This window comes from Vibrio sp. HS-50-1 (genome assembly GCF_024747315.1).
GTDB classification, from domain to species: Bacteria; Pseudomonadota; Gammaproteobacteria; order Enterobacterales; family Vibrionaceae; genus Vibrio; species Vibrio diabolicus.
This window is the reverse complement of sequence record NZ_JAMPZF010000019.1, coordinates 180,071-197,363: the sequence shown is the minus strand read 5'-3', so window position 1 is coordinate 197,363 and position 17,293 is coordinate 180,071. Positions and strand designations below refer to the sequence as shown.

The 17,293-nt window shown below is 45.6% G+C and carries 17 protein-coding genes; 3 read left to right on the top strand and 14 right to left on the bottom strand.

Annotated features, from left to right (window positions below):
• Positions 1-28: 28 nt before the first annotated feature.
• The 8 genes from sspB to zapE form a co-directional block, all read right to left on the bottom strand.
• Positions 29-514: a ClpXP protease specificity-enhancing factor gene (sspB, locus tag NDJ01_RS09480; protein WP_031780550.1), complete on the bottom strand. Its 486-nt coding sequence runs from the start codon at positions 512-514 to the stop codon at positions 29-31.
• A gap of 17 nt (positions 515-531) precedes the next feature.
• Positions 532-1,167 (bottom strand): stringent starvation protein SspA, encoded by a 636-nt coding sequence (sspA, locus tag NDJ01_RS09475; RefSeq protein ID WP_005372897.1) that lies wholly within the window; start codon positions 1,165-1,167, stop codon positions 532-534.
• Positions 1,168-1,263: 96 nt separating this feature from the next.
• Entirely contained in the window at positions 1,264-2,001 is a 738-nt protein-coding gene (locus NDJ01_RS09470) for a cytochrome c1 (RefSeq protein ID WP_005372881.1), read from the bottom strand.
• Complete coding sequence (locus tag NDJ01_RS09465; RefSeq protein WP_005372880.1) at positions 1,998-3,263, bottom strand: cytochrome bc complex cytochrome b subunit; 1,266 nt, start codon at positions 3,261-3,263, stop codon at positions 1,998-2,000. Before NDJ01_RS09465 ends, NDJ01_RS09470 begins: the two co-directional genes overlap by 4 nt.
• Positions 3,263-3,853 carry a ubiquinol-cytochrome c reductase iron-sulfur subunit gene (gene petA, locus NDJ01_RS09460; protein WP_005396462.1) on the bottom strand — a complete coding sequence of 197 codons (591 nt, stop codon included), beginning with the start codon at positions 3,851-3,853 and terminating at the stop codon, positions 3,263-3,265. Before petA ends, NDJ01_RS09465 begins: the two co-directional genes overlap by 1 nt.
• Positions 3,854-4,471: 618 nt before the next feature.
• The gene (gene rpsI, locus NDJ01_RS09455) at positions 4,472-4,864 is read right to left on the bottom strand and encodes a 30S ribosomal protein S9 (protein WP_005372876.1); all 393 of its coding nucleotides are present in this window, start codon (positions 4,862-4,864) and stop codon (positions 4,472-4,474) included.
• A 15-nt stretch (positions 4,865-4,879) separates the two neighbouring features.
• Positions 4,880-5,308, bottom strand: a complete 429-nt coding sequence (rplM, locus tag NDJ01_RS09450) for a 50S ribosomal protein L13 (RefSeq protein WP_012842158.1) — start codon at positions 5,306-5,308, stop codon at positions 4,880-4,882.
• A 251-nt stretch (positions 5,309-5,559) separates the two neighbouring features.
• The gene (gene zapE / locus NDJ01_RS09445) at positions 5,560-6,663 is read right to left on the bottom strand and encodes a cell division protein ZapE (protein WP_258586617.1); all 1,104 of its coding nucleotides are present in this window, start codon (positions 6,661-6,663) and stop codon (positions 5,560-5,562) included.
• Positions 6,664-6,858: 195 nt separating this feature from the next.
• Here zapE and zapG point away from each other — a divergent pair, with 195 nt between their 5' ends.
• The 3 genes from zapG (at position 6,859) to degS (ending at position 10,128) form a co-directional block, all read left to right on the top strand.
• The gene (gene zapG / locus NDJ01_RS09440) at positions 6,859-7,302 is read left to right on the top strand and encodes a Z-ring associated protein ZapG (RefSeq protein ID WP_005395919.1); all 444 of its coding nucleotides are present in this window, start codon (positions 6,859-6,861) and stop codon (positions 7,300-7,302) included.
• Positions 7,303-7,505: 203 nt separating this feature from the next.
• On the top strand, positions 7,506-8,873 hold the full coding sequence (locus NDJ01_RS09435) for a Do family serine endopeptidase (RefSeq protein ID WP_005395920.1): 1,368 nt from the start codon (positions 7,506-7,508) through the stop codon (positions 8,871-8,873).
• A gap of 190 nt (positions 8,874-9,063) precedes the next feature.
• Positions 9,064-10,128 carry an outer membrane-stress sensor serine endopeptidase DegS gene (gene degS, locus NDJ01_RS09430; protein WP_053808567.1) on the top strand — a complete coding sequence of 355 codons (1,065 nt, stop codon included), beginning with the start codon at positions 9,064-9,066 and terminating at the stop codon, positions 10,126-10,128.
• A gap of 38 nt (positions 10,129-10,166) precedes the next feature.
• Here degS and parC read toward each other — a convergent pair whose 3' ends face one another.
• The 6 genes from parC to nudF all read right to left on the bottom strand — a co-directional run bounded on the left by parC (position 10,167) and on the right by nudF (position 17,179).
• Positions 10,167-12,452, bottom strand: a complete 2,286-nt coding sequence (parC, locus tag NDJ01_RS09425) for a DNA topoisomerase IV subunit A (RefSeq protein ID WP_258586616.1) — start codon at positions 12,450-12,452, stop codon at positions 10,167-10,169.
• 3 nt (positions 12,453-12,455) lie between these two features.
• Positions 12,456-14,336 (bottom strand): DNA topoisomerase IV subunit B, encoded by a 1,881-nt coding sequence (gene parE / locus NDJ01_RS09420; RefSeq protein ID WP_005395924.1) that lies wholly within the window; start codon positions 14,334-14,336, stop codon positions 12,456-12,458.
• A gap of 249 nt (positions 14,337-14,585) precedes the next feature.
• Positions 14,586-15,170: an esterase YqiA gene (yqiA, locus tag NDJ01_RS09415; protein WP_046874000.1), complete on the bottom strand. Its 585-nt coding sequence runs from the start codon at positions 15,168-15,170 to the stop codon at positions 14,586-14,588.
• Between the two features lie 47 nt (positions 15,171-15,217).
• Positions 15,218-16,024: a 3',5'-cyclic-AMP phosphodiesterase gene (gene cpdA, locus NDJ01_RS09410; protein WP_046874001.1), complete on the bottom strand. Its 807-nt coding sequence runs from the start codon at positions 16,022-16,024 to the stop codon at positions 15,218-15,220.
• 61 nt (positions 16,025-16,085) lie between these two features.
• Entirely contained in the window at positions 16,086-16,529 is a 444-nt protein-coding gene (locus NDJ01_RS09405; protein WP_258586615.1) for a DUF1249 family protein, read from the bottom strand.
• Complete coding sequence (gene nudF, locus NDJ01_RS09400) at positions 16,529-17,179, bottom strand: ADP-ribose diphosphatase (protein WP_012842164.1); 651 nt, start codon at positions 17,177-17,179, stop codon at positions 16,529-16,531. Before nudF ends, NDJ01_RS09405 begins: the two co-directional genes overlap by 1 nt.
• Between the last annotated feature and the right edge of the window lie 114 nt (positions 17,180-17,293).

Sequence of the window (17,293 nt, the reverse complement as noted above, 5' to 3'; positions counted from 1 at the left end):
AAAAAAGCAGCGTTACGCTGCTTTTTTATTATTTAATCACTCTTAAGCTTGGTTTGCCTTTTGGTCGAGGAGCATCGTCCTCTTCGGCATCCGAATCAGAGGCTAACTCAGAAGGCTCATCGCTAACCGTTGTAAACGATGGGGATGATTCTTCCTCGGTCATCGCTTCTTCTTCGATGTGAGTGTACGCTTCTTCTGGTTCAAACATAGTACCAGCACCATTCTCACGCGCATAAATAGCTTGGACAGCATACACAGGCACAATTACTGAGTGTGGACGGCCGCTAAAGCGAGCATGGAAGGTAATCGCATCATTACCTAACTCAAGATTACCCACCGCACGTGGTGCAATATTCAAAATAATTTGACCATCTTGAATAAACTCAACCGGTACACGTACGCCCGGCATCGTTGCATCCACCACCAAGTGAGGAGTCAAGTCATTGTCTACTAGCCAATCGTAAAATGCACGAAGCATATACGGACGGCGAGCAGTCATTTTTGCAATATCCATAACGTGTTTAAAATCGCTTAGCGAACTAGGCGCATTTCACGTTCAGCTTCAGTTAGGGAAGCAAGGAACGAATCACGTTCAAATACGCGGTTCATGTACACCTTGATTTCTTTTGAACCAGGGCCAACCAGATCGATACCAAGTTGAGGCAGACGCCACAATAATGGAGCTAGGTAACAGTCGATCAAGCTGAATTCTTCGCTCATGAAGTACTCATATTCAGCAAAAATTGGCGCTAACGTCAGAAGATCATTACGCAGCTTTGTGCGCGCTTTTTCTGATTCTTCCGCATTACCTTTCATCACTTTTTCAGCGAGTGAATACCAGTTGCGTTCGATACGGTACATCATCAAGCGGCTGTTGCCGCGAGCAACAGGGTAAACCGGCATTAGAGGTGGATGAGGGAAACGCTCGTCCAAGTACTCCATGATGATTTTTGAATCGTAAAGAGCTAGCTCACGGTCAACAAGAGTTGGCACTGATTTATATGGGTTTAGCTCAACAAGCTCAGCAGGAAGGTTTGCTTCGTCAACAAGCTCAACTTCAACACTTACGCCTTTTTCAGCTAGTACAATGCGAACCTGATGGCTATACAAATCTGATGCACTTGAGAAAAGAGTCATCACAGAACGTTTATTGGCAGCTACAGCCATGGAGCCCTCCAGTACACTTACAAATAAAAACAATGGAGGCTAAGCCTCCATTGTACATCAATTAAAATTGGGAATTAGCACGGTATTTTAGCACAATTAATGCACATCGCGCCAATACTCTTTCTTGAGCATCACGACAACGATAGTTAGAAGCACTAAGAAGCCCATTACCCACCAACCTAAAGCATGACGCTCAAGCTGCACTGGGTCACCTGAATAAACCAAGAAGTTCACTAGGTCGCCAACCGCTTTGTCGTATTCGCCTTCGCTCAGCTCACCCGTACCGTCTGTTTCAGTACCAACAACAACTTGTACTTCTTCGCCATCTACGATTTTCGTATCGTAAATCGGCGTCGGGATACCTTGTAGCTCTTCGAGCACATGTGGCATACCAACACTCGGGAAGACAATGTTGTTCACGCCGAATGGACGAGATGGATCAACATAGAAAGAGCGTAAGTAAGTGTATAACCAATCAGCACCACGAACTCGTGCAACCAACGTAAGATCTGGTGGTGGAGCACCAAACCAGTTTGCCGCTTGCTTCGGTGGCATTGCGTTGACCATTAGATCACCGATTTTCGCTTCAGGATTGAAAATCAGGTTTTCTTTCATTAAGTCTGTTGGAATTTCCAAGTCTGTTGCTACACGCTCATAACGCTGATACTGCGTTGAGTGACAAGCAAAACAGTAGTTCATGAACAACTTCGCACCGTTTTGTAGCGAAGCTTTATCCGTTAGGTCAACATTCGCTTTATCAAGCGGAACGTTAGCCCCCGCTGCCATCGCTAGTGATGGCAACATAGCAAATAGAATTACAATCCACTTCTTCATTTGAATGTCACCCTCTCTGGTAATGGTTTGGTTGCTTCATTTTTGCTGTAGAAGAACAGCAACACAAAGAACATGAAGTAACACAAGCTAAAGATCTGAGATAGTAGTGTATACGTTGGGGTTGCAGGTAACGCACCTAAAATACCCAGAGCGATAAAGGCGATAGTGAACTGTACAATATTCAACAGATGAAGTTTGCTACGGTAACGGTATGAACGAACTTTACAACGATCCAACCAAGGTAGAACAAACAGCACTGCAATTGACGCCCCCATTAGGATAACACCTAATAGTTTGTCTGGAACCGCACGTAAGATTGCGTAAAACGGCGTGAAGTACCATACCGGAGCAATGTGCTCTGGTGTCTTCAGTGGGTTTGCAGCTTCAAAGTTAGGCGGTTCAAGGAAGTATCCTCCCATTTCTGGGTTAAAGAACAGCACGTAACAGAAGAAGAACAAGAAACCAGCCACACCAACTAAGTCCTTAACCGTACCGTATGGGTGGAAAGGAATAGAGTCGATAATGTCGTATTTCTTCGTGTAGTAATCGTGGAACTTGAACTGTGTCTTGTAATCATCGCCCATTGAACCTTTTGGTAGCTTAGTTTCGATACCATCAGGGTTGTTTGAGCCGACTTCGTGCAGCGCCAATACGTGCAGAACCACAAGAAGAAGCAGAACGATAGGCAGTGCAATAACGTGTAGTGCGAAGAAACGGTTTAACGTTGCACCAGAGATGATGTAGTCACCACGGATCCAAAGCGTTAGGTCATCACCGATAACAGGAATCGCACCAAACAAAGAAATGATTACCTGCGCACCCCAGTATGACATCTGACCCCATGGCAGTAGGTAACCCATGAATGCTTCAGCCATTAGAACGAGGAAGATCAACATACCGAAGATCCACAGTAGTTCACGAGGTTTTTGGTATGAGCCATAGATCAGGCCACGGAACATGTGCAAGTACACAACAACGAAAAACGCAGATGCGCCAGTTGAGTGCATGTAACGTAGAAGCCAACCGTACTCTACATCACGCATGATGTACTCGATAGAAGCAAACGCACCATCACCAGAAGGAACGTAGTTCATCGTTAGCCAAATACCCGTTAGGATTTGGTTAACCAGAACCAGCATCGCCAGAGAACCGAAAAGGTACCAAAAGTTGAAGTTCTTAGGCATTGGGTATTCAGACAAATGCTTTTTATAAGCATTCATTGCAGGAATACGCTTTTCAACCCAGTCTAACATTGCTTGCATTATGCATCCCCCTCATCAACACCCACAATGAGCTTGGTGTCGCTCAAATACATGTGCTTAGGAACGACAAGGTTCAATGGAGCAGGTACCCCTTGGAACACTCGACCAGCCATATCGAACTTAGAACCATGACAAGGACAGAAGAAGCCAGATCTTACGCCCTGGACCTGCTCTGAGAAAGAGTCTGGTAGATAGGTTGGTGAACAACCTAGGTGAGTACAGAAACCAACAGCGACAAAAAACTCTTCCTTAATCGAACGAAACTCATTCTGAGCGTACTCAGGCTGCTGTTCCATTTCAGATTGCGGATCACGAAGCTTATCGCCGATCGTTTTTAAGTTATCTAGAACGCTTTGAGTGCGGCGAACAATCCATACAGGTTTCCCCTGCCACTCGACACGAACCAGCTGACCTGGTTCAATTTTACTTATATCCACTTCCACCGGTGCACCTGCCGCTTTGGCTTTGGCACTCGGATTCCATGATTTGATAAAAGGCACGGCGACGGCGACTGCCCCTAACCCACCAACAACTGCCGTTGTAGCGGTTAGAAAACGCCTGCGACCGTTATTTAAAGGCGCGTTGCTCATCCAAACATTCTCCCATTTGCTCCCTTTGGATCGTTATTATTCCGCTTATAAGAGCATGGCTAACAAATAATGAATTTAGTTCTATTTATTGGAGGGAAATGATAAAGAAAACCCTACTTTTTGACAAGATAAAGCTACCTTTTTGTAACATTTGTGAGGCAAATCGCTCGCGTCGTCACAAAAGCGGCAGAATTATAAAAAATTGATGTGATTTGTAACAAGAAAGCACAACATGGAAGTTCTGCTGAAAGCTATTCAAACCTTTTATCTTGGTAGTTTTCAGTTAATTACACAGTAAAATATTTCTTAGTGCACATTCAACTTACGTTGTTTGTATTTTCACTTTTGTAGCACGCCGCATATGCAAAAAAGACGAGTAGACATTTTAAAACATGTTGCAGGGATATTAAGACGTAAAGGCACCTACAGCAAATAAATAAGCTTATAACGTATGGTAAGGAAGAAGCCTTACTCTGAGCCTAGTTATAAGTGAATACAAATGGATATTGATAGGCAGGTATTATTTCTTTAAAAACAAAAAAGCCCGGCATAGAGCCGAGCTTTTGGTACACAGTTTCCAGAGTAACTCTGAAAAGCAGAATTTCCAATAAGAGGAAATTAACGCTTAGAGAACTGTGGACGACGACGTGCTTTACGTAGACCAACTTTCTTACGTTCAACGCAACGAGCGTCACGAGTAACGTAGCCAGCTGCGCGTAGAGCAGGACGTAGAGACTCATCGTATTCCATAAGCGCGCGAGTGATACCGTGACGGATAGCACCAGCTTGACCAGAAATACCGCCGCCTTTAACTGTTACGTAAAGGTCTAGCTTTTCAGTTAGTTCAACTAGCTCTAGAGGTTGTTGTACAACCATGCGAGCTGTTGGACGACCGAAGTATTCGTCAAGGTTACGCTTGTTTACTACAATGTTGCCGCTGCCTGGTTTAATAAAAACACGTGCAGCTGAGCTTTTGCGACGGCCAGTGCCGTAGTATTGATTCTCTGCCATTTTCGAAATCCCCAATTAGATGTCTAGTACTTGTGGTTGTTGAGCAACATGGTTGTGCTCAGCGCCTGCGTAAACTTTAAGCTTACGGTACATAGCACGGCCTAGAGGACCACGTGGAAGCATGCCTTTAACTGCAAGCTCAAGAACCATCTCAGGTTTACGATCGATCAACTTTTCAAAAGTGATAGATTTTAGACCACCTGGGAACTCAGAGTGACGGTAGTACACTTTGTTCTTAGCTTTGTTACCAGTTACAGCAACTTTCTCAGCGTTGATAACGATGATGTAGTCACCAGCGTCAACGTGAGGAGTGTATTCAGCTTTATGTTTGCCACGTAGGCGAGATGCAATTTCACTTGCTAGACGACCAAGAGTTTTACCTTCAGCGTCTACAACGTACCAGTCGCGTTTTACAGTTTCTGGTTTAGCAACGAAAGTTTTCATGCTAATAATAACCCGTTAATTAAAATTTAAACTTTAAGGAACACCGTTCTGGTGCTCCCACACTGTCTAAGAGCCCAGTCATCACCCCTTCGAGTCGTTGGTACTCTCGACCTTCAATTTCGAAATAACTTCGATAATCCGGTCTGCAGTAACGGTGGGTCGCAGGATTATAGAGAAGAGCGAAGAAAAAATCACCTTTTTTTGCGCCAAATCACTAATTTTTTCTTCACTTTTTTAAGAACACACTAGATTTAGGCCAAATGCTCACGCGCGAGGTACTCATGACTTTGCATCTCAGTGAGCCGAGACAAACAGCGCTTAAATTCAAACTCGAGCTGCCCCTCAGTATATAAGTCTTCCATTGGTACTTCAGCAGAAATAATCAACTTCACATTGCGCTCGTAAAACTCATCGACCAGTGCGATAAAACGCCTCGCAGCGTCATCTATTTTTCGGTTCATCTGTTGAACGTCCGCCAATAATACCGTGTGATAAATTCGGGATAGCTCAATATAGTCATTTTGACTGCGAGCGGTTTGGCATAACTGAGCAAAAGACGCATGCAGAACCCCATCACTCGCTTCAACTACCTCAAGCAGACGGTGATTAACTTCGATTTGATGAGCGACGATCTGACGCTCGCCCGTCAGCTGCTGATAATACTTGTTGAGGTTAATGTTGGCCTGTTCATCAAGTGGATAATGGTATATTTCGGCCTGTTCAAGCGTTCTTAAGCGATAATCAACGCCACTATCAACATTCAACACGTCACAGCGTGCCAAAATCATATCAATTGCAGGCAAAAAGCGCGCTCTTTGTAAGCCATTACGATATAAGTTCTGCGGTTCGATGTTTGAAGTCGCGACTAGGATCATCTGTCGCTTGAACATCTCTTGGAGTAACGTTGCAAGGATCATCGCATCCGTAATGTCAGAGACAAAAAATTCATCAAAGCAAACCACATCCGCTTCTTCTTTGAATTTATCCGCTACTTTTGCTAGCGGATTTTCGACATCACCTAACAGCTTCAACTCATCATGTACTCGATACATGAAGCGGTGAAAGTGTACGCGCATTTTTCTTTGGGTTGGTAAAGCATCAAAAAACGCATCCATGAGGTACGTTTTACCGCGTCCGACTCCTCCCCAAAAGTAAAGACCTTTTGGGGGCTCAGGCATGTCGATTTTTTTTCCCATGAGCTTTTGCCATTTGGAAAGCTGGGGCACAGGAGCTGACTGAAATTCAACGATAGCATGGTAAAGCTTATCTAATGCAACGACCGCTTGATACTGAGCTTCATCACGCTGAAACCCGTGTTCTGCTATGTCTTTTTGATATTGTTGTAGTGGTGTCATCGTATTAAGTCGTATAGAGGTACTGGGAAAAGGGTTACCTCGGGGTCAACTTTGAGAATAGAGAGAAGTAGTTATCAGTCCCCGAAGACATACTGCTATTTTTCTTTATCGGCTGTTCAAGCCATAGTAACATGGACTAGCACCGCGTGTAACTAAGTAGTAAAAGACTTGTTAAAACAACTATAAGGAGCAGTTATGCCTTGGATTTATGCCATTGTGGGTTTGCTGGTCGGTACAATCGTAGGCGTAGTCATTAGTAGACTAACCACCCCTGAATACAAGAAACAAAAGTCTGTGCAGAAAGAACTTGAAGCGGCCAAGTTTGAACTAGAGCAACAACGTCAAGAGCTCGTCGATCATTTTGCACAAACCGCAGAAATGTTGGATACACTAGGTAAAGATTACACCAAGCTGTACCAACATATGGCTAAGACCTCTTCTGAGCTTTTGCCAAACTTGCCAGAGCAAGACAACCCGTTTGATAAGAAAACGGCAATGTCTTCTGAAGCTATTGCAGAAGATCAACCAGAGTTTAACGAACAGCCAAAAGACTACGCCAATGGCGCAACGGGTCTTTTAAAGGATCAAGAGAAAGAAATCATTAATGCTCCCGAAGCGGTAACCGCAAAAGCATCATAATCTTCTCTTACCTCTACCTACTAGGGCCGATACATTTGTATCGGCCCTTTTTTGAACTTTTTCTTCTTACCTTTGCTCTAACTTGGATGTGAGCTGCCTCCCCCTTTGATTATCCGAACTAGGCCCTATATTAGTTATTAACAAAGTGAACTAACCGTTCGGATATTTCTTTTTGGCAGACATGTTTCAAGAGGAGTTATTGGATGAAAAAACCACTGCTTGCGCTCACCGTTCTATCTCTGAGTTTGGGCTCTATTATTGCGCCAGTTCAAGCCACCGCCGCATTACCTTTAAATGTGGATGGCCAACAGTTACCTAGCTTGGCGCCCATGCTTGAGAAAGTAACCCCTGCTGTTGTGAGTATTGCTGTAGAAGGCAAACAAGTACAAACCAGCCGTATTCCCGAACAATTTCAATTCTTCTTTGGACCGGACTTTCCGATGGAGCAAAGGCGCGAGCGCCCGTTCAGAGGTTTAGGTTCTGGTGTCATTATTGATGCGAAAAAAGGGCATATCGTCACTAACTACCACGTAATCAAGGGCGCGGATGAGATTCGAGTTCGCCTCTATGATGGTCGCGAGTATGACGCTACGCTCGTTGGCGGCGATGAGATGGCCGATGTTGCGTTGCTTAAATTAGAAAAAGCGAAAAACTTAACGCAAATTAAAGTCGCAGATTCCGACAAACTTCGCGTAGGTGACTTTACGGTTGCGATTGGTAACCCATTCGGACTCGGTCAAACCGTGACGTCGGGCATCGTCTCAGCGTTAGGCCGTAGTGGCTTGAACGTTGAAAACTTCGAAAACTTCATCCAAACCGATGCCGCAATTAACAGCGGTAACTCTGGTGGTGCATTGGTCAACCTTAATGGTGAGCTGATCGGTATTAATACTGCGATTTTAGGCCCTAACGGCGGTAACGTGGGGATTGGCTTTGCGATTCCGTCCAACATGATGAAAAACCTCACCGAGCAAATTCTAGAGTTTGGTGAAGTCAAACGCGGCATGTTGGGTGTACAGGGCGGTGAAGTAACCTCTGAGCTGGCTGATGCATTGGGTTACGAGTCGAGTAAAGGAGCCTTTATTGGCCAAGTCGTACCAGACAGCGCAGCCGATAAAGCTGGATTGAAAGCCGGTGATGTAATTGTATCGGTAAACGGCAAAGCGATTAATACTTTCTCAGAGCTCCGCGCAAAAGTGGCAACGCTGGGCGCAGGAAAAGAAATCACGTTAGGTGTGGTTCGAGATGGTAAGAATAAAACCTTTGATGTAACGCTTGGCGAATCTACAAATATGAAAGCCAAAGCCGAAACATTACACGAAGGGCTCAAGGGTGCGGAATTAAGCAATACGACACCAAGTGATGCAATTCAAGGCGTTAAAGTATCGAGCGTTGCAGATAACTCTCCGGCTGCTCAATATCAATTACAACAAGGGGACATCATTATCGGTGTAAACCGTCAGCGCGTGAAAAACCTTGCTGAGCTTCGTGCAATCGTGGATAAGCACAAAGGCGTATTGGCTCTGAATATTCAGCGTGGCGAACGTACTATTTATCTTGTTATTCGTTAGTCACTTTCAAAGTAATAGGAAATAAGGTTTTCGATGCATAGCATCGAGTAATAAGCCTCGAATACTTTTCCTTATCGCTCAATAGCTAATGAAAAGGGCAGCACGATTCCGTGCTGCCCTTTTGTTATTTTTCAATGTAATGCTATTCTTCATCTTCTATGCCATTTTGGCGCTCATGCATGGAGAGGATATGCTCAGCTTTTTATTACGTTCTGTCTTTTTAGGCTTGGCTACTGCCGTAGTGGTATTACTGGCGGTACCATCTTTGCGCAACAACGTAATTCCTGCCGCGCTAGATCCGCAACCTGTTAATATCGCGTCCGTTGAGTTGACATTTAATCAGGCGGTGCGAAGAGCAGCACCTGCCGTAGTAAACATCTACAGCCGTAAATATGTTGAAAATGATCGCAGTAAACTCTCGACTCAAGGTCTGGGTTCAGGTGTTATTGTCAGTGAGAAAGGCTACATCATTACCAACTACCATGTGGTTGCTCAAGCAGACCAAATTGTTGTCGCATTACAAGACGGTAGAGCCGCAGCAGCTCAGCTAGTTGGCACGGATAAACGCACAGACATTGCCGTACTGCGTGTCGAAGGTTCAAATTTACCTGTTATTCCTCTGAACTCTAATTACAAGCCACAAGTGGGTGATGTGGTCCTAGCCATCGGTAACCCATACAACCTTGGACAAACCACAACGTTCGGCATTATTTCAGCAACAGGACGCTCATCGATTAGCGACGGTCGCCAAGCATTCATTCAAACCGATGCCGCCATCAATGAGGGCAACTCTGGCGGTGCTCTAGTGAACACACAAGGTGAGCTCGTCGGCATCAATACCGCCTCTTTCCAACAAGCGACTGATTTAGAAACTTACGGTATTTCCTTTGCGATCCCTGCGCCACTAGCCAGCAAGATCATGCAGAAAATCATCGCTGATGGTCGCGTGATTCGTGGCTATATTGGTATCGACGGCCAAGACATTAATGCGGTCACTGCTCGCCTACTTGGAAATGAACACATAGGTGGTATTGTCGTGCTTGGTATTGATCCAAATGGTCCAGCCAATGCAGCAGGCTTCCAAAAGCAGGACATCATTATCAGTATTGATGGCAATAAAGTGCAAGGGCGTCAGAGCGTCATGGATATCGTCACCGATTTACGTCCTGGCACCACCGTGGACGTCGGCATCATTCGCAAAGGAAAAGAGATGAGCTTGAAAGTCACCATTGCCGAAGACAAGCAAGAAGCATAAAAAATCCCAGCCATTGGCTGGGATTTTTTATTTGTGCGTTACTCGCTATCGCTCGGTGCTTCCGTCGTATCGGAATCATCCAGCTCAACTTCAATGCGAGTGACTCGCTGCAAACCTCTTGGTAATAACCCACCTCGGCGACCACGTTCGCCACGGAAGTTATCAAGGTCAGACGGTTTAAGACCCAACTTTCGCTTACCCGCGTACAGCGTTAACGATGCACCTTTTGGTAAAGACATTAAGTGAGATAGTACTTCTTCTCGCTCTTTTGCTTTAGCAGCAGGAATATTGATGATCTTATTCCCTTTACCTTTCGCCAGTTGTGGCAGGTCTTTGATTGGGAACAGCAGCATGCGACCTTGGTTAGTGATTGCTAAGATTTCATCAGAATCTAAATCTTCAATCGCTTTTGGCGTCATGACCTCAGAGTTAGCCGGCAAAGTGACCAGCGCTTTACCACTGCGGTTTTTAGACAGCAAGTCAGCGCCTTTACATACAAAGCCGTAACCTGCATCAGAGCCCACCAGCCACAGCTGATCTTCTTCACTCATGATCACTTGGCGAATACTGCTACCAGCCGTAATATTCAAACGACCGGTAATCGGCTCACCTTGACTACGAGCAGAAGGCAGCGAGTGCGATTCCAGAGAGTAACTTCGACCGTCACTACCTAGGAATACCGCAGGCTGATTACTCTTACCTCGTGCGTGCGCTAAGTATTTATCACCCGACTTATAGTTCAGGCCTTCTGCATCTACGTCATGGCCTTTCGCGTGACGAATCCAACCTTTCTCAGAAAGCACAACCGTGATTGGTTCGCTTGGAACAAGATCACGTTCAGTAAGCGCTTTTGCTTCTGCACGCTCAACCAATGGAGATCGACGCTCATCACCGTATTTCTCTGCGTCTGCTTTAATTTCTTTTTTCAGTAGTGTGTTTAGACGGCGCTCAGAACCGAGTAGCTGTTCTAGCTTCTCGCGCTCTTTCTCTAGCTCGTCTTGCTCACCACGAATCTTCATCTCTTCTAGCTTGGCTAGATGACGAAGTTTGGTATCTAGAATCGCATCCGCTTGGATATCGGTAATACCGAAGCGTGCCATCAATACCGCTTTAGGATCATCTTCGGTACGGATGATCTCAATCACTTCATCTAGGTTTAGGTAAGCAACCAACAAACCTTCCAAAATGTGTAAGCGAGCCATGACTTTGTCTAGGCGGTGTTGTAGACGACGACGTACGGTCGTGCGACGGAACTCAATCCACTCTGACAGAATTTGCACCAGACCTTTAACTTGAGGACGATTATCCAAACCAATCATGTTCAAGTTAACGCGGTAGCTGCGCTCAAGATCCGTTGATGCGAACAAGTGGTTCATCAACAAATCACAATCGACGCGGTTTGACTTAGGTACCACAACGATACGCGTTGGGTTCTCGTGATCCGACTCGTCACGAAGATCGTCAACCATTGGTAGCTTCTTCGCACGCATCTGGTTGGCGATTTGCTCAAGCAGTTTTGCACCCGATACTTGGTGTGGCAGAGAGGTGATAACGATATCAGAACCTTCTTTGTGCCACACCGCGCGCATCTTGATGCTGCCGCGACCGTTGCGGTAAATCTTCTCAATATCCGCTTGCGGCGAGATGATTTCTGCTTCTGTTGGGTAATCCGGACCTTTAACATACTGCATCACGTCCGGCAGTTCTGCTTTCGGGTTGTCGATCAAATGAATAGTCGCATCTGCAATTTCACGAACGTTATGCGGAGGGATATCTGTTGCCATACCAACCGCAATACCGGTTACACCGTTAAGCAGGATATGAGGCAGACGTGCTGGCAACATTTGTGGCTCTTTCATTGTGCCATCAAAGTTAGGTTGCCATTCAACCGTGCCCTGGCCCAGTTCGCCCAGCAACACTTCAGCAAACTTAGACAGTTTTGCTTCGGTATAACGCATTGCCGCGAATGATTTCGGGTCATCTGGCGCACCCCAGTTACCTTGACCATCCACTAATGGATAGCGGTAAGAGAATGGCTGAGCCATCAATACCATCGCTTCGTAACACGCTGAATCACCGTGCGGATGGTATTTACCTAGCACGTCACCAACGGTACGTGCAGATTTTTTGTATTTTGCTGATGCAGAGAGACCAAGCTCTGACATCGCATAAATGATGCGTCGTTGAACCGGCTTTAAGCCATCACCAATGTATGGCAAGGCGCGGTCCATGATTACGTACATCGAGTAGTTCAGATAAGCGTCTTCAGTGAACTTGCGCATTGGCAACTGTTCGACGCCATCGTAGGTAATTTCTGTAGACATCCGTTACACCTCTGCCAAGTCGCCGTTGTTTTGTAGCCAAGAACGACGGTCATCTGCACGCTTTTTACCTAGCAGCATGTCCATCATTTCCATGGTCGCCGTAGAGTCGTCAATGGTTAACTGCACTAAGCGACGCGTGTTCGGATCCATGGTGGTTTCACGCAACTGAAGTGGGTTCATCTCACCCAAACCTTTGAATCGTTGCACGTTGATTTTGGCTTTCTTCTTCGACAAGCGCTCTAAGATGCCATCTTTTTCATCGTCATCGAGGGCGTAGAACACTTCTTTCCCGCAATCGATTCGATACAGAGGCGGCATCGCCACGTAGATATGACCCGCTTCAACCAGTGCACGGAAGTGACGAGTGAACAGTGCACAAAGCAGCGTTGCGATGTGAAGACCATCCGAGTCCGCATCGGCAAGGATACAGATCTTACCGTAACGAAGACCATCAAGGTTATCGCTGTCAGGATCAATCCCCAAAGCCACTGAAATATCGTGTACTTCTTGAGATGCTAATACTTGGTCAGCAGAGACTTCCCACGTGTTCAAGATCTTACCACGCAGTGGCATCACAGCTTGGAACTCACGGTCACGTGCCTGTTTTGCCGAGCCACCCGCAGAGTCACCCTCCACAAAGAAGATTTCAGTGCGACTTAAATCCTGTGCTGAACAGTCGGTCAACTTACCTGGCAGTGCCGGGCCGGACGCCACTTTCTTACGTACGACTTTTTTCGCTGCACGCATACGACGGTGCGCATTAGCGATACAGACTTCTGCCAATTGCTCTGCTAGCTGAGGCTTTTCGTTCAACCAAAGACTGAACGCATCTTTTACTACGCCAGAGACAAATGCCGCAGTTTGACGAGAGGACAGACGTTCTTTGGTCTGGCCTGCAAATTGCGGATCTTGAATTTTAACCGACAACACGTAAGAACAGCGGTCGAAAACGTCATCACCCGTTAGCTTCACGCCACGAGGTAATAGATTACGGAACTCACAGAATTCGCGCATCGCTTCTAACAAGCCTTGGCGTAGACCATTAACGTGCGTACCACCTTGAGCGGTTGGGATCAGGTTAACGTAGCTTTCGGTGATCATCTCACCACCTTCTGGCTGCCAAATTACCGCCCAGTTTGCCGCTTCGGTATCCGCCAAGAACTCACCAGTAAATGGTTCTTCAGGAATAACTGGGTAGCCTTTTACGCCTTCCGCAAGATAGTCTTTAAGACCGTCTTCGTAGTACCACTTATAGTCTTTACCATTAACTTTGTCGGTTAATGTAATTTCTAAACCCGGACACAAAACCGCTTTTGCGCGCAGATTATTGACTAGGCGCGTAACAGAGAAGTTAGCCGAATCGAAGTACTTCGCATCAGGCCAGAAATGCACGCTGGTACCGCGATTGCGACGACCACATGTGCCGGTTACGGTCAGGTCAGAGACTTTATCACCGTGCTCAAATGCAATTTCATACACTTGGCCATCACGACGAACGGTTACTTCAACGCGTTTTGACAACGCGTTTACTACCGAAATACCTACCCCGTGCAAACCACCAGAGAATTGGTAGTTTTTGTTAGAGAACTTACCACCTGCGTGCAGCTTGCATAGGATTAACTCTACGCCTGACACTTTCTCTTCAGGGTGGATATCAACAGGCATGCCTCGACCATCATCGATCACTTCTAGTGATTGGTCGGCATGTAGGATGACTTGTACTTTTGAGGCATGTCCGGCTAGCGCTTCATCGACACTGTTGTCGATAACTTCTTGGCCCAAATGGTTTGGGCGCGCTGTATCCGTATACATCCCTGGTCGGCGACGTACTGGCTCTAAGCCATTCAGTACTTCAATGGCACCAGCATTATATTGTTCAGTCATAATACGGAATTATTCTCAAAGTTTACTTGTTGCCTGAATATCACCAATGGGTGAACCCATACTCAGGAAACGAAAAAGCCACCCTGTTCACATCACTAAGTGCTTGTAAACATGATGCATAACAAAGTAGCCAGGGTCCTCGACCCTTAAGATCTTTTGGCAAAACATAGTCGGAAAGCATACCGCCCATGTCAAGAAACGGTTGGATATATCAATAAAAACTATGAGCCTTTTCCAATCGCTTTCGAATTACAGTTCTAGAAATTCGATAATCTGTGCAGGATAACGCTCAAAGCCTACAAAACTGTGATCACCGCCTTGTTCTACTGTTTGCTTAGCGTCTGCAAACTTATCTACCGCTTGTCGATAGTCTAAAACCTCATCTTCTGTTTGCTGCAACAACCAGAAAGAATGTGGCGACGCGATGCTTTGTACATCAAGAGCTTTTAACTCGTCAATATGACAAGCTTCAAGTGTATAGGTTTCGTGCGTATAAGGGTTAGTTTGCTCACCCAAATAATCTACTAACAACTCATAGGGCTTAACCGCGGGGTTGACCACAACCGCTTTAAATCCAAACTTGTCATTTAGCCACATTGACATAAAGCCGCCTAATGAGCTGCCCACCAGACCAATGTTATAGTCGTCTTTATATTGCTCGATGATATCCAACAACATTTTCGCCGCTTGTTGAGGATAACAAGGTAACTGGGGAACAATCACTTTGATATCAGGACGATGCTGCTCGCAGTATGCTCTCATCACATTGGCTTTCATTGAGAGTGGGGAGCTGTTAAAACCATGGATATACAGAAGAAGTGAAGGTTTACTCATAGATATCTCGCACAAAAAAGCGAGCCCGAACATAGAGCTCGGGCGCGTTAGTATCCGTTAGAAGAGAAGTCTGGTTGGAACTGACCATCAGGAAGTCGGCCCACTTGAGTCGTAATATCACCACAAGCATGCAGCTGCAGTTCACGCCAACCAGGCGAAGTCGTATCGAGGGCAAAATCATCCGAGTTAGGCTTAAACTGAACACACGTCGAGGGTGTTGCCATCACTCGAATGCCATTATGAAGCACATTCATGTCTTGATGAACATGACCACAGAGAATACCTTTCACGTTATCAAAACGATCGACAACCTGCCAGAACGCTTCGGCATCTTTTAAGGTATGTTGATCAAGCCACGCGCTTCCCACTAATAATGGATGGTGATGCAGCAACACAAGTGTGTGCCTTTCTGGGTGTTCTGCTAACTTTTCTTCGAGTAACGCTAACTGCTGATCACTCAAGCGTCCATGGGGAACGCCAACAACTTGCGAGTCTAAAAGAACCAACTGCCAATGCGCGCCAAGCAATACATGCTCTGCCGCTTTGATTTGTTGCGAAGGTAATACACTGCCCATATTGGGCTTGTAGTCATGATTACCAGGCAGCCAAAAGCAGTCTTTCTCTAGCGGTTCAATGCCTTCGGCAAAGCGCTGGTAAGATTCTGCACTATGGTCTTGGGAAATGTCCCCTGTCGCCAAGATGTAATCAAACGTCACGTTGCGGCGTAAAACATCAGCAACAACAGCGTTAAAGCTATCGGCCGTTTTTACGCTCAGCAAACTTCCCTCATCGGCAGCAAACAGATGAGTATCCGTAATTTGTAAAAGTTTGATGCTGTCACTAGATGATTGCAAAATGAAAACCTGATTCGTCCACTATATCGTTATTTGTTATTTTCCTTTAGTGACGTGACGATCAATTGAAGGCAAGTGGTGTTCTACTGATACCACTTCGTAAACAAAACGTCAGCCATTCACCGAGGAATGTGTTTAGTTGATGCTTTTCATCTTTCTGCATCAGTTGGTCGTTGGGATAATCATACTTAGCTTTTATGCGAGAGAACTCTCCGCTTGAGCATACTTCGGCTACTCTCGCATCGTGATAAAGCCTGACAGACATCGTCGGTAAAGGAAACACTGGCGTTTCATCACTCTGACATATCTCAACAACTGTGGTGTATTTTGTGATTTCATTCACGGTCAGTTGGTAAACCATGTTCACCGCTTGATAGCAGCGTACATCCCCAACTTCGGCAGAAGCAGGCAATAAGGCGTTCAATTTAGCGTAGTTGGTCTCATAGGTTCTCATTAGACCCGCTAAATCAACATGATACCTCTGTTTTTCAGCCACTTGTGCCATTACTTACTCTCCACCATTTGGGGTTGCCCCCACTGTGACTTCAACTCTTGATGGTTTAATTGCAACCATTGCAACGCAATAATCGACGCACCATTTTCAAATTTTCCGTCTTTCACCCATTGATATGCTTGCTCACGACTTAAAACATGCACGCGAATATCTTCATTCTCATAGTCTAAACCATGAATGCCGTGCGCTTTAGATGCGTCCACTTCACCAACAAATACGTCCAACTTTTCCGAGCAACCGCCAGCAGAAGGATAATAAGAAGTGACTGGCGCAACACGCCCCACTTGTATCCCCGCCTCTTCGACAGCTTCTCGGCGAATGACGGCTTCAGCTGATTCATCACGGTCAATCATACCCGCGACAATCTCTAGCTGCCATGGGTGTTGATGCTCTAAGGCTCCTACTCGAATCTGTTCAATGATAACCACTTGATCCGTATTTGGATCATAAGGAAGCATCGCTGCAGCATGACCGCGCTCGAACATTTCTCGTTCGACAACCTCGCTCCAACCTCCAGCAAATAGCTTATGCTGAAAGCGATATTTCACCATTTTGAAAAAGCCTTCAAATAAGGTTTCTTTCGAGATGACTTTTACATCTTGCGAAGTAAAATCCTTTTGTTGTTTGTCACACTGTTGCATTCGACACCTCTCTGAGTGAATCTTGTAGTTTACTCATTGTTATTCGCTTGCTCAAAGGACTTGGCTCAACTTTTTGTACAATAGTTACAAATTAATTTAAGTCTTTGGTGAAAA